This window comes from Roseovarius albus (assembly GCF_900172335.1).
Taxonomy (GTDB): Bacteria; Pseudomonadota; Alphaproteobacteria; order Rhodobacterales; family Rhodobacteraceae; genus Roseovarius; species Roseovarius albus.
Genome location: NZ_FWFX01000009.1, coordinates 116,602 through 140,412, shown reverse-complemented (window position 1 = coordinate 140,412; position 23,811 = coordinate 116,602). Strand labels below are relative to the sequence as shown.

The window sequence follows — 23,811 nt, the reverse complement described above, 5'->3', positions numbered from 1 at the left end:
GCATAACCTGAGGCAAGCACTTAGAAAAGCAGGAATATGTCTGACAATTGAATTGAGGCATCAGCGATTGAAATGGGCGGGATCAAAAACCCTGAATTGACCTATGGCGCGTGTGGAATATGGTGTGCCTTCGACGGAGAGTGTCATGCGCGAAAAATCTTCCCTTTTTACCCCTGTGCTGATTGCCGGCTGCATCATCATTTTGGTATCTTTCGCGATCCGGGCCGCCTTTGGCCTGTTCCAGATCCCAATTGCCAATGAATTTGGCTGGATGCGGTCGGAATTTTCGCTAGCGATTGCGATTCAAAACCTGGCCTGGGGGATCGGGCAGCCGATCTTTGGCGCGATTGCCGAGAAAATCGGAGATCGCAAGGCCATTTTTTTGGGGGCGGTGACCTATGCGGCGGGTTTGGTGCTGTCGTCCTTTGCGGTGACGCCCGAGGCGCATCAGATGCTGGAAATTTTGGTGGGCTTTGGCATCGCGGGCACCGGGTTTGGCGTTATTCTGGCGGTCGTGGGTCGAGCCAGTTCGGACGAAAACCGTTCGATGACACTGGCAATTGCCACGGCGGCGGGATCAGGCGGGCAGATCTTTGGACCGCCACTGGCTGAATATCTGCTGGGCGTGATGAGCTGGCAAATGGTGTTTGTGGTCTTTGCTGTGATGATTTTGCTGACGCTGTTAACGCTGCCGATGATGCGCGCGCCCGAGGCGGCCAGCAAGGCCGAGATCGAGGAAAGCCTAAGTGAGATCCTGATGCGGGCCTTTCGTGACCCAAGTTATTCGCTGATCTTTATCGGGTTTTTTTCTTGCGGGTATCAGCTGTCCTTTGTCACAGCGCATTTCCCGGCGTTTATCGCAGAGGCGTGCAGCGCGATCATGCCCGGCAGCCTGCTGCATAATCTGGGGATCACAACAACGTCGTCCCTTGGGGCCTGGTCGATTTCGATCATTGGCGTGGCAAATATTTTTGGCACGCTTTTTGCCGGGTGGCTGGGCAACCGATATCAGAAGAAATACCTGCTGGCGGGAATTTACACGCTGCGGACGATGATTGCGGCGGCCTTTATCATGGTTCCGATGACTCCAATGACGGTCCTGCTGTTTGCCATTGGTATGGGGTCCTTGTGGCTGGCGACGGTGCCGCTGACCTCTGGTCTGGTCGCGCATATCTACGGACTGCGCTATATGGGGACGCTTTATGGTATCATCTTTTTCTCGCACCAGTTGGGCAGTTTTCTGGGCGCCTGGCTGGGCGGGCGAATGTATGACCAATACGGTGACTATACCGCCGTGTGGTGGATCGGCGTGGGCGTCGGCGCCTTCAGTGCGATGGTACATTTGCCGGTGCGGGAAGAGCGGTTGCAGATGCGCAGCGCTTAGTCGGCTGAAGGAATTGCATTAACGACAGCTTGCGTGGCGGTATAGGCCAGCGTGTGATCGGCACCCTCGATAATCTTGTGCATCGCGTCGGGGTTCCAATCGCTGAGCTTCTCGGCACCAGATACCGGGATAATGTCGTCAGTTTCGCCCCAAATGGCATGTACGGGGATGTTGGCGGAGTGGATGGCACGGTGATCCTCTTCGAGGATTTCGTCACAGATGCCGCGCAGGCTGTTGATGACGCCGGGCAGGAAGCCTTTGGTTTTCATTTCGTTGATCTGCAGGTCAACCACGCCCTCGATGTCGCCTTGCAGGCCGCGTTCCGCCTCGACCCCGCGGCGCAGCATACGCGGATACATCACCATCAGCATCCAGCGGCCGAAGAATTCGTAGTTGCTGGCCATGCGCACGATCGGGCCCAGATCGTGCCCCATGCCGATAGGGGCCAGAAGGATCAGGCGTTTGATGCGTTCCGGGAAACGTGCGGAGAAGGCGGCGACAATACCGCCACCCATCGAATAGCCCAGCAGGGTAAAGGGGGTGTCGATGTCCTGATCTTGCAGTAGTTCGGTCAGGGTTTCGCAGAAAAAATCACTGTCCTGAATGCCGCCGGGGCGGTCGGAATAACCGCGACCGTAATGATCATAGACCAAGACGCGGTAACCGAGTTTGCCGAGGCCCATGGCCATCGGGCCAAAGACAAAAGATGGCGTGGTGAGACCGTGGACGCAGACGATGAGGGGGCCGGTTTCCGCACCCAGCCATTGGCAGTGCACCACGCCACGCGAGAGCTGGGCGAATTGACCGGGGGCATCCTGGCGGCGTTTTGCGTTCATGCGCGAGCGCAGGGCCTCGCGTGCAAAGGGCCACGCGACAATGGTCGCGAGAAGAACAAGACCCCAGATCATTGCGCAGCCTGCCAGGCGTCGAGGATGTATCGGCTTGTCATCAGATCAAGATGCGCGCCGCCGCCGTTTTTGAACAGCGTGATTTCGTCATCGCTGTGGCGTTGGAACTGTTTGATTGCATAATAGTCGCCTTGCAGATCAGCGCGTTTAATCACGCCGGCCTCAATTGGTGTTTTCAACTCGCCGATATGCTCGACCGTGGTGTCGTAACTGTCGACAAAGATGCGGCTGCGGGTGAGGGCGGTGTCATCCACCTCGCGCATGTCGGGGCGGTAGGCCCCGATCAGATCGATGTGCTGGCCGGGTTGGAACCATTCGCCTTTGAGGATCGGGTTGGTGACCATGGTAGCCGAGGTGACGATGTCGGCGGATTTTACAGCAGTTTCTAGATCATCGGCCACTTGCAGGCCCGGGCAGTCTGCGGCCAGTTTTTCGGCATTGGCACGGGTGCGGTTCCAGATGGTGAAATTCGCCTCGGGGAAGCCAGCGCTGTAGGCTTGATACAAGTTGGTGGCCACTTCGCCAGCCCCAACGATCAATATGTTCCGGCTATCCTTGCGCGCCAGTTTGCGCGCAGCAAGCAGGCTGTCGCCGGCGGTTTTCCATTTGGTGACGAGCTGGAAATCGATGAAGGCCTCGGGCACGCCATCAAGATCCGAGAACAAGCTAACAGTGCCATGGATCAGGGGTTTGCCCGCCTTGGGATTGTCGGAAAAAACGGTTGCCGACTTGACCGCCACACCCATACCATCAATCCAGGCTGAGCGGCTTAGCAATGTGTCAGACCCACGATAGAGCAGGGTGTCGTCAATTTCGGCCTTTGGCAGCTTATGCCCGACCTTGAGCGCGTCACACAGACCCAGCCAATCCAGGTTTGCCTCGCCCTCGTCATAGGAAATGAATTTGATGCTCATGCTAAGTGCCCCGCTGTCCGTTACCGGCACCAAAGAACACGTTGGAAAATTTGTAAAGTGTTGAGTGATCAGACGCGGGTCAGCGTCAGCTTGACCTGTTCTTGATCGCCTACTGTTGTGGCGATGGTTGAGATCAGATCCCCTTGGCGAATGTCGCCGCCTGTATGATCTGAGACGTGACAGCGAATATTGTGATGCGGTTGCACACTCGGGGCGGATTCGAACTCAAGGACACAGGATCGATCATCAATCATTTCAGCTGGTGACAGGGTGTGTGTTTGGCTGGAAATCAGGAGAGCATCAGCGTCCACGCGGCTGACATCTTCGACAATCAGCTTGACCTTGAGATCGGGATTGTCCGGCACAGTGTCGGGAAATTTCAGATAAATGCGCAATGATTTGATCCTTTTACATACAGGCCCACCCATCCATAGGGGAACGCAGGGGTGGGCCTGATCTTCAGTGGGTTATTCTGGGGGTGGCGGCGCCGAGTCAGACCCAGCGTCCTCCACCACATCAGAATCGGCGTCGAAACCTGGTGGGTATTCCCCGTCGCCTTCGACGTCGCCTGAAGCAGCGTCTTCTACAGGTGGAGGGCTGTCATCTGCCTGCGCACCCGCTTCCATCTCAGGTGGAGGTGCGGCAGCGTCCGAGGCCGCATGATCGTCTTCGCCACCACCCGGTGGCGGAGGGGCAGCGCCCTCGTCCATATCCATTGAGACCGCCTGTGACGCAAGTACCCCGTCAGGCAGGTCGACCGTAATCGTGATCTTGTTTGACATGTTCGTCACTCCTGTTTCGGGAACATTTAGCGCATGACGACCCGTTCGATTTTATCCGAGACGATGTAGACATCGACTCGCTTACCGCCAGCACGCGCGGCATTCAGGGCCGTGAAGACATTGCTGACACCATCATCGGTTTGCGGTTTGATCTTTTTCCAGCCGGAAATCCCGCTGACAATGGCCCAGCAGTTTTTGCTGCCGGCTGTTGAATAGGTACGCGAAACGGTTTTGTTGTTATGCCACATTGTGAATACTCCTTAAAAATATAGATTTGGAATTAGCGCAATTCGGCGCGATAGACTTTTTGGCCGTCCTTGAGCAGGCGCACCTGCTTGCCGAACGCAAAGGCGTTGCAGCACAGATCAAACAGATTGCTGCAGCCATCCTTGGTTGCCGGGTCGATTTTCAACCATCCTTCGCCCACCGGGCTGACCCAGCAGTTTTTGCTGGAGGTTGTGCTGTAAATCCGGTCCAACGTGGTGGTTTCCCAGGTTCGATAAATCGCGTGGATCGCATCGATATCACCCTGGCTAAGGGTGCTGCGCTGGCCGATTGAGATGCCCGCCGGGATGGTGTCGATGGTCGGTTGACCATTCTTGGAAAATGCAAAACGACCATAGTGCATGATTGAATTATAATCGTACGGGCCAACGTCGTCGCCATCACTGATATGCTGGTTAAAGTTATGTTCCTTGCCAGCAGTGATGTTTTGCCAGTTGATCCGCACTTTGCTGTCGCGGTCTTCGCGGCTTTGCTCGTGCCAGAGGCCAAAGGCGTGGCCAATCTCGTGGATTGTTGAACCGGTTGAACAACCATTGGCAAGGCCGATATCCTGACGTCCGCCGCGCATGCCGACCTGGCTCCAACAGCCCGAGGCCGGGCGAAAGCGGACATAGTTTGGATATTGCGAGGCATTTCCCGAGGTGCGTTCGACAAACCGCATGGCGGTGTTGTCGCGCCAGTGCTGAATCGCGTTTGTCACGCGCGATTTGTTGGGTAGCGCGGGGTCGACCTCATAGGGCATCAGACCACCGGGCCAACGCTTGTCTTGGCCGGTGATCACGACGCCGTGGGCGACATCGGACTCTGCACCTTCGGCATCAAGGGCAGCGCGGGCGTCTTGGGTGGCAGCCTCCACTTCTTCGACTGTTCCTAAAACAATACACCCCTCGAAAACAGCGAGGCCGTCGACAGCGGCATATTGCACGACACGGTTTTTAAACGTCTCGCCGGATATGACCGCGGTTCGGACATCGTTGCTGTCAAGAAGTCCGTAGCAGGAACAGTCCTGCTCTTCTTCGTTGCACATGATAATACTCCATCAATGAAAATATTATGTCGTCTGAGAATATGGGTGACGACATCATTGAAGGTATCAAACCTGACGCAATCGAAATACCCTTATAAGGTATCAGATGTTGTTATTGATCTATTATTGATTGAAAGTTTACGTAGCGTAAACGTAACATTCACTGCAGCATTATTTCTGCTTGGAAAGCTGCACTGAGAGGATGCCGATTGTAATAATTGCGACGCCGATCACCTCACGAATCCCCAGATGTTCACCGAGAATCACTGCCGCGATGGCCACCCCAAGGAAGGGATTGAGGAAGTGGAAAGTGGCCGCACGGACCGCACCGATGCGGTTGACCAGATAGAACCAGACCAGCGTGGCCATCAAACCGGGGACGATCGTGGTATAGGCAAAGGCGGCAATCAGCTGCCAGCTCCAGTCAATCACGAGGGTTTCGGTTGTGACGGCAACCACGCTGAGCACGGCACAGCCTGCCAGCATCTGCAGGCCAACGATCATCATGAAATTGCCGCCTGTAGTCGCCCCGCGCACCATCATGGTGGCAAAGCTGAGGGCAATGACGCCCATCACGCAGAAGCTGACACCGTATAGATCAACGCCACCTTGAATGCGTGCGCCCATGATGATGGCGACACCGACAACACCGGCGATCAGGCCGAAGACGCCCAGCTTGCCGACCTTTTCCTTGAGGAAGATCCAACTGGCGAGGCCGACCAGTAGCGGCATGGTGGAGGCGATGATTGCGGCCAATGAGGCCTCGACCGCTTGCATGGCCACGAAGTTAAGCCCGAGGTAGAGCGCGTTTTGGCAGATGCCAAAGATGATCGTGGCCCGCCATTGCGCCGGGGTAAGCTTCCACGTCTGACCCATGGCGCGGGCGATTAATACGCCAATGAGCCCCGAGATCAGATAGCGCAGGGCAAGCGCGGATACGGGAGGCGCGGCGGCCACGATGATGCGGGCTGAGGTGAAGGCGCTGGACCACATCACGGCAAAGGCCAGCCCCATGAGTAATGCGCGAATGTCCACCGTGAGCCTCTTGCCTTGTTCGTCGCGACAGTTTCTTAAATGCGCGATGCGTGCAAGAGTGGAAGTGTACCCATACAAAGTGAAGGCAGAGCGCAACATTGGCAGAGTTTATTGGCTCGGATCAGGCGATGACCCTGCAACAGAATTTGCGGGATAGGCAGCCCGAGATTGGCAAAACGCCTTCACTGGCCAATGGAGGGCGAATTCTACATGTCTTGAACCCCGAAGAGATCGGGTGGGGCACCCTGCGCGAGATTGCTGAGCAGGACGGGATTATCGGGTTTCCGCTGGTGCAAGCCGAACAAACGATTGCGCAGATCAAAGAGCACTTGGGAGCGCGTTGGGAGACCCCGAAATGGTTGGTTTATCGAGGCGCGCGCGCTCAGGTGTTGAAGGCTTGCTCCGAAGTTCAATTTGCAGCGACATTGCCCGAAGGCTGGCAGGTAGCGCACCACATTACACCTTCGGATCAGGTCATCACGGAGGTGCAGGAGCTGAACCTGAATACTGGTGTTGCACCTTATCCAGCCTATTACATGAAGTCCGAGGCTGTGCCCGTGCTGACCAGCTTCATTCGTGATGATCTCGGATCGGTGGTGGCCACAGCCTCGGTTGCGGATCGCTACCATCCGCAGGGGCGGTTGGCGGGGCACGTGTTTGCAGGAATGGTGTCTGTAGGTGCGACTTATCGCGGGCGCGGGTTGGGCAAGCTGATCAATGCTCTGGCGTTGATTGAGAGTGCAGAGCGATTTAACTGGGAGGTCGCCACTGAACATGTGGCCGCGGATAATCCGGCCTCGCGCGCGATGATCGCAGCCTGTGGGTTGGACGAGGCAGAAGGGTTGCGCTCGGTGATCGCGATGAGGCCGGGAGAGGTTTTTACCCGATAATCGAAGCCGGAACTGAAAAGGGCCACCCGAAGGTGACCCTTTTGAATTCTTTTCGATCAGAAAGATCAGGCGTTAACGCTGTCTTTCAGAGCTTTCGCAATGGTCATTTTAACCACTTTGTCAGCCTCTTTCTTCATTTGCTCGCCGGTGGCAGGATTGCGCACCATGCGCTCTGGGCGCTCGCGGCAATAGATTTTGCCAACACCTGGCAGAGTGACGGCACCGCCGCCTGAAACTTCGCGTGTGATCACGGAGATGATCGCGTCCAGCGCACCGCTTGCGGATTTCTTGTCGCTGTCCAGTTCTTCAGCCAAAGCTGCGACGAGCTGGGTTTTGGTCATTGGTTTTGCCATTTATGGTCTCCTTACAACTGCCCGATTAGGGTTATATGTGCGCAATCTAACTGTATGTAGCTATCAAACACAACGAATAGTGTGCAAAAGCAAGCTGTTTTCATGCATTTTGTGCTGATTTACGCCAGGTTATAGGAACGCTGTTTCGTCAAAACTGCGTAATTTGCGACTTTGTAGGCGCTCAAGCGGCATTTTGGCCAGTTTTTCCATCGCGCGAATCCCAATCATTAAATGCTGGGCAACCTGGGATTTGTAGAAATCGCTGGCCATACCGGGCAGTTTGAGCTCGCCATGCAGGGGTTTATCACTAACGCAGAGCAAAGTGCCATAGGGAACTCTAAAGCGAAATCCATTGGCGGCAATGGTTGCGCTTTCCATATCCAGAGCGATGGCGCGGGACTGGCTAAGGCGTTGCACCGGGCCGGTATGTTCGCGCAATTCCCAATTGCGGTTGTCAAAGCTGGCGACGGTGCCGGTGCGCATGACGCGTTTGAGCTCATAGCCCTCGTGTTGCGTTTCCGAGGCGACGGCCTGTTCCAGTGCGATCTGAATTTCAGCCAACGCTGGGATCGGGACCCAAGCGGGTAGGTCAGCGTCAAGAACGGCATCTTCGCGCAGATAAGCATGGGCCAGAACAAAATCACCCAGACGCTGCGAATTGCGGAGCCCTGCGCAGTGGCCGACCATCAGCCATGCGTGTGGGCGCAGGACGGCGATATGGTCAGTGGCGGTTTTGGCGTTGGAGGGGCCGACACCGATATTGACCAGTGTGATGCCGGAGCCGTCCGCTTTCTTTAAGTGATAGCTGGGCATTTGCGGCAATTGCTTCGGAGTTTCGATTTCCGCATCGGCCTGCGTGATCTCGACATTACCGCTGCTGACAAAGGAGGTGTAGCCACTGTCGGGATCTGCCAGCATGCGGCGGGCGTAGCCTTCGAATTCGGACACATAAAACTGGTAGTTGGTAAACAGCACGTGGTTCTGGAAGTGCTCAGGGTCAGTGGCCGTGTAATGCGCAAGCCGGGCAAGTGAATAATCGATCCGTTGTGCGGTGAAAGGCGCAAGTGGTTGGGTGCCCATGGCATCGGGTTGACTCAGGCCGTTGACGATATCGTCGTTAGTGGTGCTCAGATCTGGCACATCGAAATAATCGCGCAGTGTAAAGTTGGCCGCGCCTTCGTGCGGCACTACAAGGGCGGGGTTATTAGCGACGGCGAAGTGCACCGGAATGGGGGTGTCTGAGACCTGAATGCAGACCGGGACATTGTGATTGTGCATTAACAGGCCAAGCTGCTGCTTTAGATAGTAGCGAAACAGGTCGGGCCGGGTGATGGTGGTGGCATAGGTGCCCGGTTCCGACACGTGGCCAAAGCTGAGGCGACTGTCGACTTGGGCATAGCTGGTCGTGGTGATGCGGATCTCAGGATAAAAGGCGCGAATACGTTGCGCAGGCGCGCCCTCGGATAGGGCCTTGGAAAATGCAGAACAGAGACATTCGGACGCGGTGGCATAAAGGGCGATCAGATGGTCCACAGCGGCCTTAGGGTCGGTGAACTCTTTGGGGGCCGGGTTGGCTGGAGAATGGATGCCAAGGGCCTGATTGTTCTGTTTCATATTCCGTCCGTGCCGCTGCTCTTGCCTTTACGTTGACATGGGTGGCGGTGGTGATCAAGCTGAAGCCTGGGATTTAAGGATGAGCTGATGGATTATGAAACGGTAGAGGCCGAAGTATTCGGTGCATCCCTGCGCGGCATGGGGTTGAACATTCTGGTGCGGGATGTCGAGCAACAGGTGACATTTCTGACCGGGCTGTTTGGCATGGCCGCGCATCAGGTCAGCAAGGACTTTGCGATTTTGACTTATGCGGGACAAATTATGCAGCTGCACGCCGATCATACCTACGGCGAAAATCCCTTGCTGGGGCTGGTGCCCGAGGCTGGCGCGCGCGGCGTGGGAGCGGAGTTCCGGCTCTATGAAAGCGACCCCGATGATGTGGCGGCACGGGCCGAAGCGCTGGGTGGGCATATCTTGCAAGCGCCGACTAATAAACCTCACGGTCTGCGCGAGGTCTATGTTTTATGCGAAAATGGCTATGCTTGGGTGGCGTCAAAGCCGTTGTGAAGTGAGGGGTGCTGCCCCTCTTGGCCGTTGGCCAATTCACCCCGAGATATTTTTGGTCAGATGAAATGCTTGTCTTTTGGGATCGGCCACGCATATCTGGGGCATGGTTAAGACATTGCTTTCTTTTGGACATGGATATTCGGCGCAGGCTTTAGCGCAGCTTTTGCTGCCGCAAGGTTGGCGGGTGATTGGCACGACGCGTACGGCTGAAAAGGCCGAAGCGTTGTGGATCGACGGCGTTGAAGCATTGGTCTGGCCGGGAACTGATCTTAGTGAAGCTTTTGCGCAGGCGACTCATTTGTTAGTTTCGGCGGGGCCAAATGCGGACGGTGACCCGGTGCTGAATGTGTGTGAGGCGGAAATCCGGGCCTTGGCGCCGCAGCTTGAGTGGGCTGGGTATCTGTCGACGACCGGAGTATACGGCGACCATCAAGGTGGTTGGGTGGATGAGAGCACAGCGTTGTCACCCTCAACCAAACGCGGGCAAATGCGGGTGGAGGCTGAGGCGGCCTGGCAGGCGATTGTCGGCCTGCCGTTGCATATCTTCCGGCTGGCAGGAATTTACGGCCCGGGGCGGGGTCCTTTTTCAAAGGTGCGGGCGGGCACGGCGCGGCGGATTATCAAGGACAATCAGGTGTTCAGCCGGACGCATGTTGAGGATATCGCGCAGATTCTTGCAGCCTCGATCGCGCAGCCCAATCCGGGGAGTATCTATAATGTCTGCGATGATGATCCGGCCCCGCCGGAGGATGTGATCGGCTATGCGGCGGAGTTGCTGGGCCTCCCTTTGCCGCCAGCAGAGCGGTTTGATGAGGCAGAAATGACGCCGATGGCGCGCAGTTTCTATGCGGAGTCAAAGCGTGTGCGCAACGACCGGATCAAGGATGAGCTGGGCGTGAAGCTGCTGTATCCCGACTATCGGGCGGGATTGCAAGCCTTGTTGAGGGCTGAACTGGCGTACAAATGATGCAATGCGGGCTTTCCCCGCAAGGCCAGATCCGTTAAAGCGCAGGGAAACCAAGATAACCATCGGACCCGCGCAGATGAAATTCACGCTTTCCTGGCTTAAAGACCACCTTGAAACCACCGCATCGGTGGATGAAATTGCTGAAACCCTGACCGATCTGGGACTGGAAGTCGAAGAGATTTCCAACCCCGCAGCGCGCTTGTCGGAGTTTACAATTGGCAAGGTGCTCAAGGCCGAGCCGCACCCGGACGCGGATCGTCTGCGCGTGTGTCAGGTGCAGACCGATGAGGGCGAGACGCAGATCATCTGTGGAGCGCCAAACGCGCGCGAAGGCATCACCGTGGTGATTGCCAAGCCGGGGGTTTATGTGCCGGGCATCGATAGCACCATCGGCGTGGGTAAAATCCGTGGCATCGAAAGCTATGGCATGATGTGTTCCGAGCGCGAGATGGAGCTGTCGGAAGAGCACGACGGTATCATCGAGCTACCCTCGGGCGAGGTTGGGGATCGCTTCATCGATTGGCTGGCGGAGAATGATCCGGCCAAGGTCGACCCGATGATAGAGATTGCGATCACACCAAACCGTCCCGATGCGCTGGGTGTGCGCGGCATTGCGCTGGACTTGGCAGCGCGGGGTGTGGGAACAATGAAACCAGCCCCGACTGCACATATCGAGGGACAGTTTCCTTGCCCGATCAATGTGACCATTGATGATGATACCCGTGAGGGTGGCTGTTTTGTTTTTGCGGGACGGGTGATCCGCGGCGTGAAAAACGGACCAAGCCCCGCGTGGTTGCAACAACGGTTAAAGGCAATTGGTCTGCGCCCGATTTCGGCACTGGTGGATATCACCAACTTCCTGACCTATGACCGTAATCGCCCTTTGCACGTCTTTGATGTCGACAAGGTCAAGGGTGATTTGCGTGTGCATCGCGCCAAGGGTGGCGAAACGCTGATGGCGCTGGATGAAAAGGAATACACCTTTAGCGCTGGGCAGGTGGTGATTTCGGACGATGATGGTGTTGAAAGCATCGGCGGCATCATGGGTGGCGAGGCCACCGGGTGTACCGAAGAGACGACAACCGTTTTTCTTGAAGCCGCGCTTTGGGACCATGTGCAGATTGCCACCACCGGTCGCGCGCTGAAGGTCAACTCGGACGCACGCTATCGGTTTGAACGCGGCGTTGACCCGGCGTTCAATATGGAAGGCCACGATCTGGCGACACAGATGATAGTGGATCTGTGCGGCGGTGAGGTGTCCAACCTTGTGGTTGCCGGTGAGGTGCCAGACGTTAGCCGTGCCTACAAGTTGGATCCGGCACGGGTGCAGTCTTTGGTCGGCATGGATATTCCTGAATCGGAGCAGCGCCAGACCTTGACCGCGCTGGGCTTCAAGCTGGAAGGTAACATGGCGCAAGTGCCGAGCTGGCGCCCGGACGTGTTGGGCGAGGCGGATCTGGTTGAAGAAGTTGCGCGTATTGCGTCGCTGACCAAGCTGCAAGGCAAGCCGATGCCGCGCGCCACCTCCGGAGTGCCAAAACAGATCCTGTCGCCTGCGCAAAAGCGCGAGCAGATTGCCCGCCGAACGGCGGCCGCGTTGGGCTATAATGAATGTGTCACCTACAGCTTTATCGACCACGCCAGTGCCAAGCTGTTTGGCGGCGGTGAAGATGTGACCAAGCTGGCCAATCCGATCAGCAGCGAGATGAGCCATATGCGCCCGGACCTGCTTCCCGGTCTCTTGCAGGCCGCGGCACGCAATCAGGCGCGTGGGGTGATGGATATGGCGCTGTTCGAGGCGGGCCATGCCTTCCACGGTGGTGAGCCGGGCGAGCAGCATCTGCAGGTCAGCGGTATTTTGGTGGGCCGTAATGGGCCCAAGGATGTGCATGGCGCGTCGCGCGCGGTGGACCTTTATGATGCCAAGGCGGATGCCGAGGCGGTTCTGTCGGCGCTGGGGGCACCGGCCAAGGTGCAGATCATGCGCGGAGCGGAATCCTGGTGGCATCCGGGCCGTCACGGCAAGATCTGTTTGGGGCCGAAGAAAGTACTGGGTGTCTTTGGAGAATTGCACCCCAAGGTACTGGCGGCGATGGATGTGAAAGGCCCGGTTGTGGGTTTCACGCTTTATCCCGAAGACATCCCACAACCGCGTAAAACCGGTGCGAACCGCGGCGCGCTGAAGATCAGCGACCTGCAGGCGGTTGAACGTGACTTTGCCTTTGTGGTGGACGCGGATGTTGAGGCGCTGACTTTGGTCAATGCCGCCGCCGGGGCTGATAAGGCAATGATCGAAGATGTCCGCGTGTTTGACGAATTCATAGGTGGCGCGCTGGGTGAGGGCAAGAAATCCCTTGCCGTGACCGTACGCCTGCAACCGACCGAGGCAACGCTGAAGGACAAAGACATTGAAGCCGTCAGTGCCAAGATCATCGAAAAGGTGACCAAGGCCACAGGCGGGGTGCTACGGGGCTAGGCGTTTGGGCGTTATCATACGCTCGGCCAAGGCCAGAGATGTCGCTGGCCTGACCGTTTGCATCGATCTGGCCTATGCGCGCTATGCCAAGTTAGGCGTAAAACTGCCGCCTGTGTCTGAAGGCGTGGCCGAGGATATTCGCGATCATCATGTCTGGGTGGCCGATGATGCAGGGCAGATCATTGGCGGGCTGATCCTGATGATTTCTGAAGGCTCCTCAAAACTGGCGAATGTCGCGGTGCATCCCGATCATGGTGGACGTGGGATTGGAAGGCTGTTGATCGATAGCGCGATTGACGCCAGCAAGGCGGCGGGCTGCCATAGCATCACCTTGGTGACCCATGCCGCGATGCCGGACAATATCCATCTTTATGAACATCTGGGCTGGCGCAAAACTGGGGCCATGGATCATAAGGTGTTCATGAGCCGCCCGATCTGAGGCCGGAGAACCCATTAAACCGGTGAGGGTTTCGAGAAAAATTCAGTCAACAGATCGAAGACCAGACGAATGCGACGGCTGGTATGTAACTCGCGATGGGTGGTCAGCCAGATTGGAAATTTTATCGGTTCCATAGCAGGGAGCACGCGTTCAACCCCGGGAGTCGCGTCACCGACCGTCTGGGACATTGGCGCAATACCAAAGCCTTGCTTTGCGTACTCCCATGCGACAATCCCGTTTTGCGACCCAAGCTTGAAATTATCAGCACTGAGGTGAATGCCCAAAGGCTGAAGATATTCGATCATCTGGCTGCTATCGCCAAAGCTGATGAACTCATGTTGGGATAAGGCGCGCTTGGTTTTGGGACGGCCGGCACGATCCAGATATTCGGTTGTCGCATAAAAATGACCTAACGCCTCTTGGACAAGCTTGGCAATCAGGTCTGGTTGATCCGGGCGAACGTGACGAATAGCAATGTCGGCCTCGCGGCGCATCAGGTCCTGAATATCGTTTGAGGCAATGATCTCGATTTTTAGGCGTGGGGCCTGCGTACGGATTTCGCGCAGTAAATTAGGCAGGATGTACGCGGACATCACATCACTAGCGGTGATGCGGACCATACCGTCGATCGAATGGGCCTGACCCGAGGCCGTCAGGGCAATTTGATTTGCGGCGTCCCCCATGGCGCGACTATGGCTCAGCAATTCAAGCCCTGCCTGGGTGATTTTCAGTGATCGGCCCAGCCGTTCAAACAGCATGACGCCCAAGTCGGATTCGAGCGCGGCAATTTGACGGCTGAGAGTGGGCTGGGTCTGCCCGAGTTGGCGTGCTGCTGCGGAAAGGGATCCACTGTCCGCAGTCGCGAGGAAGGCGCGTATGTGGTTCCAGTCAAAGTGGCCAAAGTTTTCCATGCATATATGTATATATGCTCTGCGTATTTCGGCAATTTATATTCAATTTGCGCATGGATAAATGTCCTGCAAAGGAGATCACCACATGACCACAACTGCGAAATTCTGGGACGGCATTGCCGCGAAGTATTCGCGCACTCCGATCCAAGACATGGAATCCTATGAATACACCTTGGGCTGGACCCGGTCCTATCTGTCCGAGCAAGATAAAATTCTTGAACTTGGGTGCGGAACGGGTTCAACGGCACTGCTGCTTGCGCCGTCGGTTTCACATGTCACGGCTAGCGATTATTCCGAAGCCATGCTGGACATTGGTCGAGAAAAGGCTAAGGCAGAAGGGGCCAAAAACATCTCATTCGAAACACTTGATATAACCAAGCCAGAAAATGGGCAGACCTTTGACGTCATACTTGGCTTCAACCTGTTTCATCTCGTGCCGGACATAGACGCGGTTTTTGCGGACATTCATGCGCGACTGGCACCGGATGGTTTGTTCATCTCCAAGACACCGTGCCTGTCGGAGGGAGGGCTGGGATTGAAGTTCGGGTTGTTGAAACTCATGCTGCCGGTGATGCAGCTGTTTGGTAAAGCGCCATATGTCAATCTGTTCCGTGTGGAAACACTCGAATCCGCGGTCACCAGCGCCGGGTTCGACGTGATTAGAAGTGGCAACTATCCGGCAAAACCTCCATCGCGGTATCTGGTCGCGCGAAAGAAATAGAGCTTATCGACGGTTTCTTGTATTTCCGCATTGGGCTTTGCGCGATTGCGAATTAAGTAGGTCCTGAACAATTGCGGAGGAAGCCATGGGCCTGAAAGTCTATTTGTCAGGGGAAATTCACACCGATTGGCGTGAGCAGATCATTGAAGGAGCCAAGGGGCTGGATGTGTCGTTTTCGGCTCCGGTGACGAACCATGAGGCCAGCGATGATTGTGGCGTCACCATTCTGGGTGCGGAAGACAACAAATACTGGCACGACCACAAGGGCGCGATGGTCAATGCGATCCGTACCCGCAAGGGGATTGCCGACGCGGATGTGGTCGTGGTGCGCTTTGGCGACAAGTACAAACAGTGGAATGCAGCCTTTGACGCGGGTTATGCCAGTGCGCTGGGCAAGTCGCTGATCATCCTGCAGCCGCCCGAGCATGACCATGCGCTGAAAGAGGTGGATGCCGCTGCGTTGGCGATGACGCGGACACCGCAAGAAGTGGTGGAAATTCTGCGTTATGTGCTGGACGGGTCACTGCCCGGCTAAAAATTGGTCTGATCATTTTATAATTTATTGGATATTAATGGCTGTCCAATAAGACCTTATCCCGGTGCGACAATAACATCGGGATGAGAGCCATGAGCAACGCGCCAACTGACCGCACCCGCCTGCGCCGTATGTACGAGCGGGGGCATTATGACAAAGACACGCTGTATAGCATTCTGGATGCCACGCCGCAGTGTTTTGTCGGCTATACCATCGATGGCGCGCCCTATGTGACGCCGACCTTTCACTGGCGTGAGGGCAATCACATTTACTGGCACGGGTCCTCGGCCAGTCGGGCTTTGAAGTCCAGTAATGAGGCGCAGGTCTGTGTGACGGTGTCTTTGCTGGATGGATTTGTGCTGGCGCGGTCGGGCATGCACCATTCGGCGAACACGCGGTCGGTCATGCTGTTTGGCACGGCGCAGAAAGTGACCGACCCGGAGGAGAAAGAAGCTAAGCTGTGCCGGTTTGTCGACGGGTTGTTTCCAGGTCGTGCCGCCAGCCTGCGCCCCAACACCACGCAAGAGCTGAAGGCGACCACGATCCTGAGCCTTGAGATCAATGAAGCCAGCGCCAAGATCCGAACCGGCGGTCCGGGGGATGACGAGGAAGACTACGCCCTGCCGATCTGGGCGGGCGTGATCCCTGTGAAGATGGTGGCGGGTCCGGTGGAACCGGATCCACGCAATTTGCCCGGGGTTGAGGTGTCTGATGATGTCAAGAACTGGCGTGGGATTGGTTAGCCAATGTTCCGACAAATGAGCGGTGGGCAAACTGCCCACCTTACACTTGCTATAATTCTCTATAGGTTTAAAGGCTTTAGTAGGCTCCCTACATTTTTTACAAAGTGTGAAATCCTTTTGAAGGTAGAGAAACAACAAAATGAAACGGCTCTTCGGATTCTACAATAACGTGCTCGAACGCCATCCAGTGTCAGCGTGTTTAGTAGTTCTTCTGTCTCACTATGGCTTTGGTGTTGTCCTCGTTAAGGTGACCAGTATTTTCCCCGACCACTCTTTTCTGGTTTCACAAATCATAATCTGGATTTGGCTTGCTTGGATGCTTTGCACCGGTATCCCAATGACACGAAAAACTATTCAACGCTGGAGAAAAACGGGCAGTTGATGGCCGATTCAAAGCCACCGTTGCCCTAGAGTTTCGCCCGAAATCAAGCGCGTAGCGCGCCGGGCAGAGCCCGACCGCCCCATGGGCGGGCTCTTTAGCAAACGTTTCAGATTCAAAACCCGTTGGATGTGGGTTGAGAGATAAAGCGTTTTCTACATACCTCTCGACGCCCACCCGCGGCCGGGCGCTGCCCTATTCAGAGCAGTACCCTTAAATCATAGATCCATTGCGGTCTTGGTTTATCCCAACACGGTTTTGACAGCGGCGGCGGTGGCGGCCACGACGGTGTCTGCCTCGGCTTTGGTCAGGCAAAATGGTGGGGCAAAGCCCAGAATGTCGCCTTGGGGCATCGCGCGGGCGATGACCTTGTCTTGCGCCAACAAGGTGGCCGAAATCTGAGGTCCGATCTTGTCGGCGGCGTCAAAGAAGGTGCGGCTGTCCTTGTCTTTTACAAATTCGACGGCGCAGAGCATGCCCTCGCCCCGGATATCGCCGACGTTGGGGTGACTACCTAGTGCCTCGGTCATGGTCTTGTTCAGATAGGCACCAACCTCGCCTGCGTTTGTGACCAGATCCAGCTCATCAATCAGCTTGAGGTTGGCCACCCCGGCGGCGGCCCCGATGGGGTGGGCGGAGTAGGTCCAACCGTGGCCGATAGGGCCGTTTTCGTCGGTGCCCTGTTCCAGCACTTTCCAGACCTTGTCGCTGACGATGGAGCCCGACAGCGGCGCATAGGCCGAGGTCAAGCCCTTGGCGATGGTGATGATGTCCGCCTCGATCCCGTAGTGATCGGAGCCGAACATGGTGCCCAGACGGCCGAAGCCGGTGACCACCTCGTCGGCGACCAGCAGGATGTCGTGTTTCTTTAGCACGGCCTGAATGGCGGCCCAGTATCCGGCGGGTGGCGGCACGATGCCACCGGTGCCCAGCACCGGCTCGCCAATGAAGGCGGCGATGGTATCCGCGCCTTCGCGTTCGATCAGGGCTTCCAGTTCGGCCACGCAATGGGCGACGAATTGCTCCTCGGTTTGGCTCAGGTCATCGCGGCGGAAATAATAGGGCGCCTCGGTATGGACCACCTGCGCTAGTGGCAAGTCGAACTTCTTGTGAAAAAGCTCCAACCCGGTCAGCGAGCCGGTGACCAGACCCGAGCCGTGATAGCCACGCCAGCGACTGATGATTTTCTTTTTCTCGTGGCGACCAAGGATGTTGTTGTAGTACCAGATCAGCTTGACGTTGGTTTCATTGGCGTCTGAGCCGCCGAGGCCAAAATAGACCTTGGACATGTTGCTGGGCGCGCGGTCGAGGATCATTTTTGACAGGGTGATCGAGGCCTCTGTCCCGTGACCCACATAGGAGTGGTAATAGGCCAGTTCCTTGGCTTGCGCGGCGATTGCTTCGGCGATGTCCTGACGGCCGTAGCCAACGTTCACACAATAAAGCCCGGCAAAAGCATCCAGCAACTGGTTGCCGTCGCGGTCCTCGATATGAACACCGTTTGCGGTTTTGATAACCCGGCTGGGGCTGTCACCACGGGCGTGTTGCGCCAGATGGGTGGACGGGTGGAAAAAGTTGTCGCGATCCCATTGATCCAGTTGGTCATTCTTCAGCATTGTCTTACTCCTCACGCCCAATCACGACAGACGTATTTGATTTCAGTGAATTCTTCCATCCCCAGTCTGGCGCCTTCGCGGCCTAGCCCGGATTGTTTGGTGCCGCCAAAGGGAATGGGGGCACCGGTGACTTTGGTTCGGTTCACCGCGACCATGCCGAATTGTAGCGCCCGACTGACGCGGTAGATGCGGCGCGGGTCGTGGCTGTGCAGGTAAGCAACGAGGCCATATTCTGTATCGTTGGCTTTGGCGACGATCTCGTCCTCGGTTTCAAACGGGGCGATGGCGGCGACGGGGCCAAAGGTTTCCTCGTGCATGATAGCGGCGGTGTCGGGGACATCCGCCAGCACGGTGGGTTGATAGAACAAGGGGCCCATTGCGTCGCGTTTGCCCCCACAGGCCAAAATAGCGCCTTTGGTCAATGCGTCGGCGACGTGCTCTTCTTGCTTTTGCACCGCCTTTTCATTCATCAACGGGCCGATGTCGGGATCATCCATGCCGTTGCCAAGGCTGAGCGCCTTGGTGGCCTCAACAAAACGGACGCAGAAGTCGTCATAAATCGGGCGCTCGACATAGATGCGGTTCGCCCCAAGACAATCCTGACCAGAGGTGGCGAATTTGGCCTTGATGGTCTCGGCAACCGCCACGTCTAGATCAGCCCCTTTGAAGACGATCACGGGGGCATGGCCGCCAAGCTCCATCACCAGCTTTTTAATTGTGCTGGCCGATTGGCGATACAAAAGTCGGCCAACTTCGGTGGATCCTGTAAACGACAACGCGCGTACGCGGGTGTCTTGTGTCCAGGGTTCAACAACGGTTGCGGGCCGCCCGGTGACGACGTTGAACACCCCGGCAGGAATGCCCGCACGTTCGGCCAGTTCAGCCAGTGCCAGCGCGGAAAACGGGGTTTCAGTGGAGGGGTGGGCAACGATTGTGCAGCCTGCCGCCATTGCCGCGGCAGCCTTGCGGGTGAGCATAGCCGAGGGGAAGTTCCACGGTGTGATTAGGGCCGCGACGCCGACGGGCTCGCGCCACAGTTCCACCTCGGCATCGGGCAAATGGCTGGTGACGCCCTCGATGTTCGGGCGTTTGGCTTCCTCGGCATAAAACTCGACAAAGGCAGCACCATATTCGATTTCACCGCGCGCTTCGGACAGGGGTTTGCCCTGTTCCAGCACCATGATGCGGGCCAGATCCACTTTGTGTTCCAACTGTAGTTCAAACCAGCGGCGCAGCCGTTTCGCGCGTTCTTGCGGCAATAGTGCGGCCCACGTCGGAAACGCGTTTTGGGCGGCATCGACTGCGGCAGAGGATTCTTCTGCGGATAGGCTGGCAACCTCGCCAATGGCCTCGCCGGTGGCTGGATCGGTGACGGGAATGGTTTTGCCATTGGCGGCGGCGCACCACTTGCCGTTTATGTAGGAAAAGTTGCGCACCAGTTTTGGGTCAGCGACATCAAAGGATGATGATAGAGTGATTGTGGACATGGGAACCTCCGTTCTTCACGGAGGTTTTGCGACAAAAGCGCAGGCCATTGTGTCCAAAGATCAGAGGGCAAGCAGAGGAATCTTCTGCCGGAGTGGAGTAAACCAGAGGTTTCCACTTAGCTCTGTAAAAGCACATCAATCGGTGGCGTGCCGCTGCCCTTAATCGGCTTGGTGACGATGTAGGTAAAGTAGCGGGCCAGACCGATCCGGGCCTCAAGCATCTCATCGATCAGGCGTTGATAGGCGTCGATGTCACGGGTGACGATTTGCAGGATGTAATCAAACCCGCCACCCAAAGCCCAGCAGGCGGTGACCTCATCATAGCGATGAACCGCCTGTTCAAAGGCGTGAAAGCTGGCGGCAGTGTGATCCGAAAGTTCCGCGGCCACGAAAACGGTGACATGCGGGGCGATTTTGCGCAGATTGATTTCCGCATGGTAACTTTCGATGATCCCCGCTTTTTCCAGCTTTTTCAGCCGTTCCCAACAGGGGGTAGGCGACAGGCCGACGCGTTCGGCCAATGCCGCCTTGGTGATACGGCCCTCGGAGGATAATACCTTGAGGATCTCGATATCGCGTGCATCCAGCCGCATGTCAGTCTTTGACCACCATCTTGCGCGGCACGTTCGACAGGCATTCGTGCCCGTTTTCCGTTATGCGAATGCTTTCAGTGATCTCGAACCCCCAATCGTCCATCCACAGGCCAGTCATGAAATGGAAGGTCATGTTTTCCTTCAACTCCGTCTTGTCACCCGGCCGCAGGGACATGGTGCGTTCGCCCCAGTCGGGGGGGTAAGAAACGCCGATGGGGTAACCGGTGCGATTGTCTTTGGTGATGCCGTGTTTTTTCAACACGGCAAAAAACGCAAGGGCGATGTCTTCGCAGGTGTTGCCAGCCCGGGCTTTCTCAAGGCCTGCTTCCATGCCCTCAGATACAGCTTTCTCTGCATCAAGGAAGGTCTGCGTTGGTTTGCCCAGAAACACAGTACGCGACAGCGGGCAGTGATAGCGATGTACGACGCCGGAAATCTCAAAAAACGTGCCTTCGCCGGATTTCATCGGTTGGTCATCCCATGTCAGATGCGGTGCGGCGGCGTCTGAACCAGAGGGCAGCAGGGGGACGATGGCCGGGTAATCCCCGCCAGCTCCGATCTCTGGGTCATACCGCAGAGCGGCATCATAAATTTCCGCCACCAGATCACATTTGCGTAGGCCGGGTTCGGCCTTGTCGAAAATCCGCTGGTGCATCTTTTCGACGATCTTGCCCGCCTGACGCATATAGGCCAGTTCGGCCTCGGATTTCACGGCGCGTTGCCAGTTGACCAACGCATTGGCGTCGGTGAAACGGGCGTTGGGCAGGTGAGATTGCAGAGAGGCAAAGGCGGCGGCGGTGAACCAGTAATTGTCCATCTCAACCCCGATGGTGCCCTTGCCGATGCCGCGGTCGATCAGCTGCGTTGAGAGGTAATCCATTGGGTGGCGCTCAGTCGATTGGACGTAATGATCGGGGTAGCCAATGATATCAGAGGGGTCCATGAAGCAGGTGCGCAGGGCACCGTTTGCATCCTGTCCGCGCCCGTACCAGATCGGGTCGCCGGTGGGGCCGACGATGACGCATTGGTGGACGTAAAAAGACCAGCCGTCATAGCCGGTCAGCCAGTTCATGTTCGATGGGTCGGTGACAATCAGCGTGTCAATGCCGCGCCGGGCCATCTCATCGCGGGTTTTGGCGATGCGGGCCTGAAACTCAGCTTTGGAAAAGTGCAGGGTTGGTGTTGGCATGATGTTTCCTCAGCTGGTGAAAGTTGCGCCGCGCCCGGCGGCCTCGGCCCTTTGGCGGGCAAGAGTGGCAATGGCGGCGTCCTGCACCCCGGTACCGGTCAGGTCACATACTGTCAGGCTGTCGGCAGCATCGTACTCTGGTAATTTGCCTGCAACGACATCGCCGAGTTCTGGGAAATCTGCGTCAGAAGCGATGACGCCAGCGTCAATGGCCGCGCGGGCTTCACCCAACACACGAGTTTGGGCCAAACGGTCAGGGATATAATAGTCGGCGCGCGCGATCAGCGCGGGTTCCAGCTCAAATTTTCCTTCCTGATCTGACCCCATAGCGATGACAAGCTGGCCAGTCGTTAGCCAGTCGGCGAAGATCAAGGGCTCTTTAGCAGGAGTTGTGGTGACGATGATGTCTGCTGCGCAAACTGCATCTTCAATCTGATGCGTGAAAGACGTTTCGATCCCAAGCATTGCAGCGATATCTTCAGCGGCCTTTTCAGCTTTCTCAGAGTCCCTTGCCCAAACATCTACATGGGTCAATGGTCGCACCTGATTAATCGCGGTTACTTGTAATCTTGCCTGAGCACCGGCCCCAACCACACATAACCGCGAGGCATCCTGCCGTGCCAGATGACGTGCCGCTACAGCACCTGCCGCTGCGGTGCGAGTTTCGGTCAAATAGCCATTATCCAAAAGCAGCGCCTCGACCTGGCCGGTTTTGGCCGAGAAAACAACCATGATACCATTGGTGGTCGGCAGCCCAATTTTGGGATTGTCATAAAACCCCGGCGACATTTTGATGGTAAAGCTTTCGGCGCCCTGAATATGTGCGGTTTTTACATCAACCTCGCCGTTGTTCTCGTGAACGTCCAACGACAGAATGGGAGGCATTTCGACGGTGCCGGCGGAAAGCGCAGCGAAACCGGCTTCGACGCAGTCGATTGCGCTCATATCCAAGGGGACCAATTTGCGTAGCTCAGTCTCGGTTAGTATCTTGATATCTGGCATTTACCCCTCCGCCGTGACGTCTACATCTTCGCCGGAGATGATCCGGTGATGCAGCTTCATGTCGATGTTTTGCCCTGAGGTCAGCACCACGCAGCGCCCCGGGGTCTTGATTTTTCCAGCCAGAACTGCGGCGATGCCAACGCTGCCTGAGCCTTCGATGATCTGGCGCTCTTCCCAATAGGCGTGGCGGATGGCGGCGGCGATTTCAACCTCGGAGACCAGCACGATGTCATCCACCAGATCGCGCACCATGTTGAACGTGTACTGGTTGTCTAGGCCGATGCCGCCGCCAAGAGAATCGGCGAGGGTTGGCACCTCTTCGACAAAGATCGGTTTGCCCGCATTCAGGCATTCATACATTGCTGCGCCGCGCTCCATGGTCACGCCAATGACGCGGATATCAGGATTGGCGGCCTTGAGCACCATAGCGACGCCCGATATCAGCCCACCACCTGAGAGTTGGATCACGGCTGTGTCCATATCAGGCATCTGTTCCAGCATTTCCAAACCCAAGGTGCTTTGCCCGGCAATGATGTCAGGGTGATCAAAGGGCGGCAGCATGACCATGCCCTCAGCCACCAAACGGTCGACTTCTTCTTGCGCATCATCTTGTGACCGCCCAATAATCCGAACCTCGGCCCCTTGGGCCTTGATGCCATCAACCTTGTTTTGTGGCACCAGCTCGGACATGCAGATGATGCAACGCACTCCGGCTTGTTTGGCGGCATAGGCCAGTCCGCGACCATGATTGCCAGTGGAGGCCCCGACGACGCCTTTGGTGCGCTGCTCTTTGGTCAACGATAACACTGCATTTGTCGCCCCGCGCAGTTTGAAGCTGCCGGTGATTTGGTTGTGTTCCAGCTTCAGGTGGACATCTGCGCCGGATTGATCTGATAAGGTATCCGAGCGGACCAACGCAGTACACCGTACCTTGCCCGAAATCCGCTGGCGCGCGGCATAGCTGTCTTGCACTGTGATGCGTTTGGTCATTCCTGCAATCCCGAACCTGTTTGCCATGTTGTACAGGGCGGGCTGTCGTGATGATGTGCCATTG

The 23,811-nt window shown here is 56.7% G+C and carries 25 protein-coding genes; 9 read left to right on the top strand and 16 right to left on the bottom strand.

The features are described 5' to 3' along the window. Positions 1 to 145: 145 nt before the first annotated feature. On the top strand, positions 146 to 1,384 hold the full coding sequence (locus ROA7450_RS14420) for an MFS transporter (RefSeq protein WP_085806609.1): 1,239 nt from the start codon (positions 146 to 148) through the stop codon (positions 1,382 to 1,384). Here the strand turns inward: ROA7450_RS14420 and ROA7450_RS14415 are convergent. From ROA7450_RS14415 to ROA7450_RS14385, 7 genes are all read right to left on the bottom strand, one after another. Continuing rightward, complete coding sequence (locus ROA7450_RS14415) at positions 1,381 to 2,292, bottom strand: alpha/beta fold hydrolase (RefSeq protein WP_085806556.1); 912 nt, start codon at positions 2,290 to 2,292, stop codon at positions 1,381 to 1,383. The two genes, ROA7450_RS14420 and ROA7450_RS14415, sit on opposite strands and share 4 nt — an antisense overlap. Beyond that, the gene (locus tag ROA7450_RS14410) at positions 2,289 to 3,206 is read right to left on the bottom strand and encodes an ornithine cyclodeaminase family protein (RefSeq protein WP_085806555.1); all 918 of its coding nucleotides are present in this window, start codon (positions 3,204 to 3,206) and stop codon (positions 2,289 to 2,291) included. The genes ROA7450_RS14415 and ROA7450_RS14410 overlap by 4 nt, the downstream gene beginning before the upstream one ends. Positions 3,207 to 3,274: 68 nt before the next feature. Beyond that, on the bottom strand, positions 3,275 to 3,601 hold the full coding sequence (locus ROA7450_RS14405; protein WP_143534464.1) for a hypothetical protein: 327 nt from the start codon (positions 3,599 to 3,601) through the stop codon (positions 3,275 to 3,277). Positions 3,602 to 3,673: 72 nt separating this feature from the next. Further along, entirely contained in the window at positions 3,674 to 3,988 is a 315-nt protein-coding gene (locus tag ROA7450_RS14400) for a hypothetical protein (protein ID WP_085806553.1), read from the bottom strand. Between the two features lie 26 nt (positions 3,989 to 4,014). Further along, entirely contained in the window at positions 4,015 to 4,236 is a 222-nt protein-coding gene (locus tag ROA7450_RS14395; protein WP_085806552.1) for a hypothetical protein, read from the bottom strand. A 32-nt stretch (positions 4,237 to 4,268) separates the two neighbouring features. Next, entirely contained in the window at positions 4,269 to 5,300 is a 1,032-nt protein-coding gene (gene legP, locus ROA7450_RS14390; RefSeq protein ID WP_085806551.1) for a Dot/Icm T4SS effector Zinc-dependent metalloprotease LegP, read from the bottom strand. A gap of 171 nt (positions 5,301 to 5,471) precedes the next feature. Next, on the bottom strand, positions 5,472 to 6,335 hold the full coding sequence (locus tag ROA7450_RS14385) for a DMT family transporter (RefSeq protein WP_085806608.1): 864 nt from the start codon (positions 6,333 to 6,335) through the stop codon (positions 5,472 to 5,474). Positions 6,336 to 6,433: 98 nt separating this feature from the next. Here ROA7450_RS14385 and ROA7450_RS14380 point away from each other — a divergent pair, with 98 nt between their 5' ends. After that, a complete protein-coding gene (locus ROA7450_RS14380; protein ID WP_085806550.1) occupies positions 6,434 to 7,225 on the top strand; it encodes a GNAT family N-acetyltransferase in 792 nt (263 codons plus the stop codon). Positions 7,226 to 7,290: 65 nt separating this feature from the next. On the opposite strand, the gene ROA7450_RS14375 is transcribed toward ROA7450_RS14380, so the two are convergent. Together ROA7450_RS14375 and ROA7450_RS14370 are read right to left on the bottom strand one after the other, a co-directional pair. Then, on the bottom strand, positions 7,291 to 7,578 hold the full coding sequence (locus tag ROA7450_RS14375) for an HU family DNA-binding protein (RefSeq protein ID WP_085806549.1): 288 nt from the start codon (positions 7,576 to 7,578) through the stop codon (positions 7,291 to 7,293). 129 nt (positions 7,579 to 7,707) lie between these two features. Next, on the bottom strand, positions 7,708 to 9,192 hold the full coding sequence (locus ROA7450_RS14370; protein WP_085806548.1) for an AMP nucleosidase: 1,485 nt from the start codon (positions 9,190 to 9,192) through the stop codon (positions 7,708 to 7,710). 87 nt (positions 9,193 to 9,279) lie between these two features. Between ROA7450_RS14370 and ROA7450_RS14365 the strand changes: the two genes are divergently transcribed. The 4 genes from ROA7450_RS14365 (at position 9,280) to ROA7450_RS14350 (ending at position 13,581) form a co-directional block, all read left to right on the top strand. After that, positions 9,280 to 9,699, top strand: coding sequence for a VOC family protein (locus tag ROA7450_RS14365; RefSeq protein ID WP_085806547.1), 420 nt, complete (start codon positions 9,280 to 9,282; stop codon positions 9,697 to 9,699). Between the two features lie 103 nt (positions 9,700 to 9,802). After that, on the top strand, positions 9,803 to 10,666 hold the full coding sequence (locus ROA7450_RS14360) for an SDR family oxidoreductase (RefSeq protein WP_085806607.1): 864 nt from the start codon (positions 9,803 to 9,805) through the stop codon (positions 10,664 to 10,666). 76 nt (positions 10,667 to 10,742) lie between these two features. Further along, on the top strand, positions 10,743 to 13,142 hold the full coding sequence (gene pheT / locus ROA7450_RS14355; RefSeq protein ID WP_085806546.1) for a phenylalanine--tRNA ligase subunit beta: 2,400 nt from the start codon (positions 10,743 to 10,745) through the stop codon (positions 13,140 to 13,142). A 4-nt stretch (positions 13,143 to 13,146) separates the two neighbouring features. Then, on the top strand, positions 13,147 to 13,581 hold the full coding sequence (locus ROA7450_RS14350; protein WP_085806545.1) for a GNAT family N-acetyltransferase: 435 nt from the start codon (positions 13,147 to 13,149) through the stop codon (positions 13,579 to 13,581). Positions 13,582 to 13,595: 14 nt separating this feature from the next. Here the strand turns inward: ROA7450_RS14350 and ROA7450_RS14345 are convergent, their stop codons facing one another. Then, positions 13,596 to 14,492, bottom strand: coding sequence for a LysR family transcriptional regulator (locus tag ROA7450_RS14345; RefSeq protein WP_085806544.1), 897 nt, complete (start codon positions 14,490 to 14,492; stop codon positions 13,596 to 13,598). Positions 14,493 to 14,577: 85 nt separating this feature from the next. Between ROA7450_RS14345 and ROA7450_RS14340 the strand changes: the two genes are divergently transcribed. The 3 genes from ROA7450_RS14340 (at position 14,578) to ROA7450_RS14330 (ending at position 16,491) form a co-directional block, all read left to right on the top strand. Beyond that, positions 14,578 to 15,213, top strand: coding sequence for a class I SAM-dependent methyltransferase (locus ROA7450_RS14340; RefSeq protein ID WP_085806543.1), 636 nt, complete (start codon positions 14,578 to 14,580; stop codon positions 15,211 to 15,213). A gap of 85 nt (positions 15,214 to 15,298) precedes the next feature. Further along, positions 15,299 to 15,748: a YtoQ family protein gene (locus ROA7450_RS14335; protein ID WP_085806542.1), complete on the top strand. Its 450-nt coding sequence runs from the start codon at positions 15,299 to 15,301 to the stop codon at positions 15,746 to 15,748. Between the two features lie 92 nt (positions 15,749 to 15,840). Further along, entirely contained in the window at positions 15,841 to 16,491 is a 651-nt protein-coding gene (locus tag ROA7450_RS14330) for a pyridoxamine 5'-phosphate oxidase family protein (protein ID WP_143534463.1), read from the top strand. A 621-nt stretch (positions 16,492 to 17,112) separates the two neighbouring features. Here the strand turns inward: ROA7450_RS14330 and ROA7450_RS14325 are convergent. The 6 genes from ROA7450_RS14325 to eutB all read right to left on the bottom strand — a co-directional run bounded on the left by ROA7450_RS14325 (position 17,113) and on the right by eutB (position 23,747). Then, on the bottom strand, positions 17,113 to 18,486 hold the full coding sequence (locus tag ROA7450_RS14325; protein ID WP_085806540.1) for an aspartate aminotransferase family protein: 1,374 nt from the start codon (positions 18,484 to 18,486) through the stop codon (positions 17,113 to 17,115). A gap of 11 nt (positions 18,487 to 18,497) precedes the next feature. Further along, positions 18,498 to 19,973, bottom strand: coding sequence for an NAD-dependent succinate-semialdehyde dehydrogenase (locus ROA7450_RS14320; protein WP_085806539.1), 1,476 nt, complete (start codon positions 19,971 to 19,973; stop codon positions 18,498 to 18,500). A gap of 116 nt (positions 19,974 to 20,089) precedes the next feature. Next, on the bottom strand, positions 20,090 to 20,566 hold the full coding sequence (locus ROA7450_RS14315) for an Lrp/AsnC family transcriptional regulator (RefSeq protein ID WP_085806538.1): 477 nt from the start codon (positions 20,564 to 20,566) through the stop codon (positions 20,090 to 20,092). A gap of 1 nt (position 20,567) precedes the next feature. Next, positions 20,568 to 21,755, bottom strand: a complete 1,188-nt coding sequence (doeA, locus tag ROA7450_RS14310; RefSeq protein ID WP_085806537.1) for an ectoine hydrolase DoeA — start codon at positions 21,753 to 21,755, stop codon at positions 20,568 to 20,570. Between the two features lie 9 nt (positions 21,756 to 21,764). Next, complete coding sequence (locus ROA7450_RS14305) at positions 21,765 to 22,757, bottom strand: cyclodeaminase (RefSeq protein ID WP_085806536.1); 993 nt, start codon at positions 22,755 to 22,757, stop codon at positions 21,765 to 21,767. After that, a complete protein-coding gene (gene eutB / locus ROA7450_RS14300) occupies positions 22,758 to 23,747 on the bottom strand; it encodes a hydroxyectoine utilization dehydratase EutB (RefSeq protein WP_085806606.1) in 990 nt (329 codons plus the stop codon). Between the last annotated feature and the right edge of the window lie 64 nt (positions 23,748 to 23,811).

Bases quoted from the DNA above. Each gene is read 5' to 3' on its own strand.
- ROA7450_RS14420 (WP_085806609.1), top strand. From the start codon at position 146: ATGCGCGAAAAATCTTCCCTTTTTACCCCTGTGCTGATTGCCGGCTGC.
- ROA7450_RS14415 (WP_085806556.1), bottom strand. From the start codon at position 2,292: ATGATCTGGGGTCTTGTTCTTCTCGCGACCATTGTCGCGTGGCCCTTT.
- ROA7450_RS14410 (WP_085806555.1), bottom strand. From the start codon at position 3,206: ATGAGCATCAAATTCATTTCCTATGACGAGGGCGAGGCAAACCTGGAT.
- ROA7450_RS14400 (WP_085806553.1), bottom strand. From the start codon at position 3,988: ATGTCAAACAAGATCACGATTACGGTCGACCTGCCTGACGGGGTACTT.
- ROA7450_RS14395 (WP_085806552.1), bottom strand. From the start codon at position 4,236: ATGTGGCATAACAACAAAACCGTTTCGCGTACCTATTCAACAGCCGGC.
- legP (WP_085806551.1), bottom strand. From the start codon at position 5,300: ATGTGCAACGAAGAAGAGCAGGACTGTTCCTGCTACGGACTTCTTGAC.
- ROA7450_RS14375 (WP_085806549.1), bottom strand. From the start codon at position 7,578: ATGGCAAAACCAATGACCAAAACCCAGCTCGTCGCAGCTTTGGCTGAA.
- ROA7450_RS14370 (WP_085806548.1), bottom strand. From the start codon at position 9,192: ATGAAACAGAACAATCAGGCCCTTGGCATCCATTCTCCAGCCAACCCG.
- ROA7450_RS14365 (WP_085806547.1), top strand. From the start codon at position 9,280: ATGGATTATGAAACGGTAGAGGCCGAAGTATTCGGTGCATCCCTGCGC.
- ROA7450_RS14360 (WP_085806607.1), top strand. From the start codon at position 9,803: ATGGTTAAGACATTGCTTTCTTTTGGACATGGATATTCGGCGCAGGCT.
- pheT (WP_085806546.1), top strand. From the start codon at position 10,743: ATGAAATTCACGCTTTCCTGGCTTAAAGACCACCTTGAAACCACCGCA.
- ROA7450_RS14345 (WP_085806544.1), bottom strand. From the start codon at position 14,492: ATGGAAAACTTTGGCCACTTTGACTGGAACCACATACGCGCCTTCCTC.
- ROA7450_RS14340 (WP_085806543.1), top strand. From the start codon at position 14,578: ATGACCACAACTGCGAAATTCTGGGACGGCATTGCCGCGAAGTATTCG.
- ROA7450_RS14335 (WP_085806542.1), top strand. From the start codon at position 15,299: ATGGGCCTGAAAGTCTATTTGTCAGGGGAAATTCACACCGATTGGCGT.
- ROA7450_RS14330 (WP_143534463.1), top strand. From the start codon at position 15,841: ATGAGCAACGCGCCAACTGACCGCACCCGCCTGCGCCGTATGTACGAG.
- ROA7450_RS14325 (WP_085806540.1), bottom strand. From the start codon at position 18,486: ATGCTGAAGAATGACCAACTGGATCAATGGGATCGCGACAACTTTTTC.
- ROA7450_RS14320 (WP_085806539.1), bottom strand. From the start codon at position 19,973: ATGTCCACAATCACTCTATCATCATCCTTTGATGTCGCTGACCCAAAA.
- ROA7450_RS14315 (WP_085806538.1), bottom strand. From the start codon at position 20,566: ATGCGGCTGGATGCACGCGATATCGAGATCCTCAAGGTATTATCCTCC.
- doeA (WP_085806537.1), bottom strand. From the start codon at position 21,755: ATGCCAACACCAACCCTGCACTTTTCCAAAGCTGAGTTTCAGGCCCGC.
- ROA7450_RS14305 (WP_085806536.1), bottom strand. From the start codon at position 22,757: ATGCCAGATATCAAGATACTAACCGAGACTGAGCTACGCAAATTGGTC.
- eutB (WP_085806606.1), bottom strand. From the start codon at position 23,747: ATGACCAAACGCATCACAGTGCAAGACAGCTATGCCGCGCGCCAGCGG.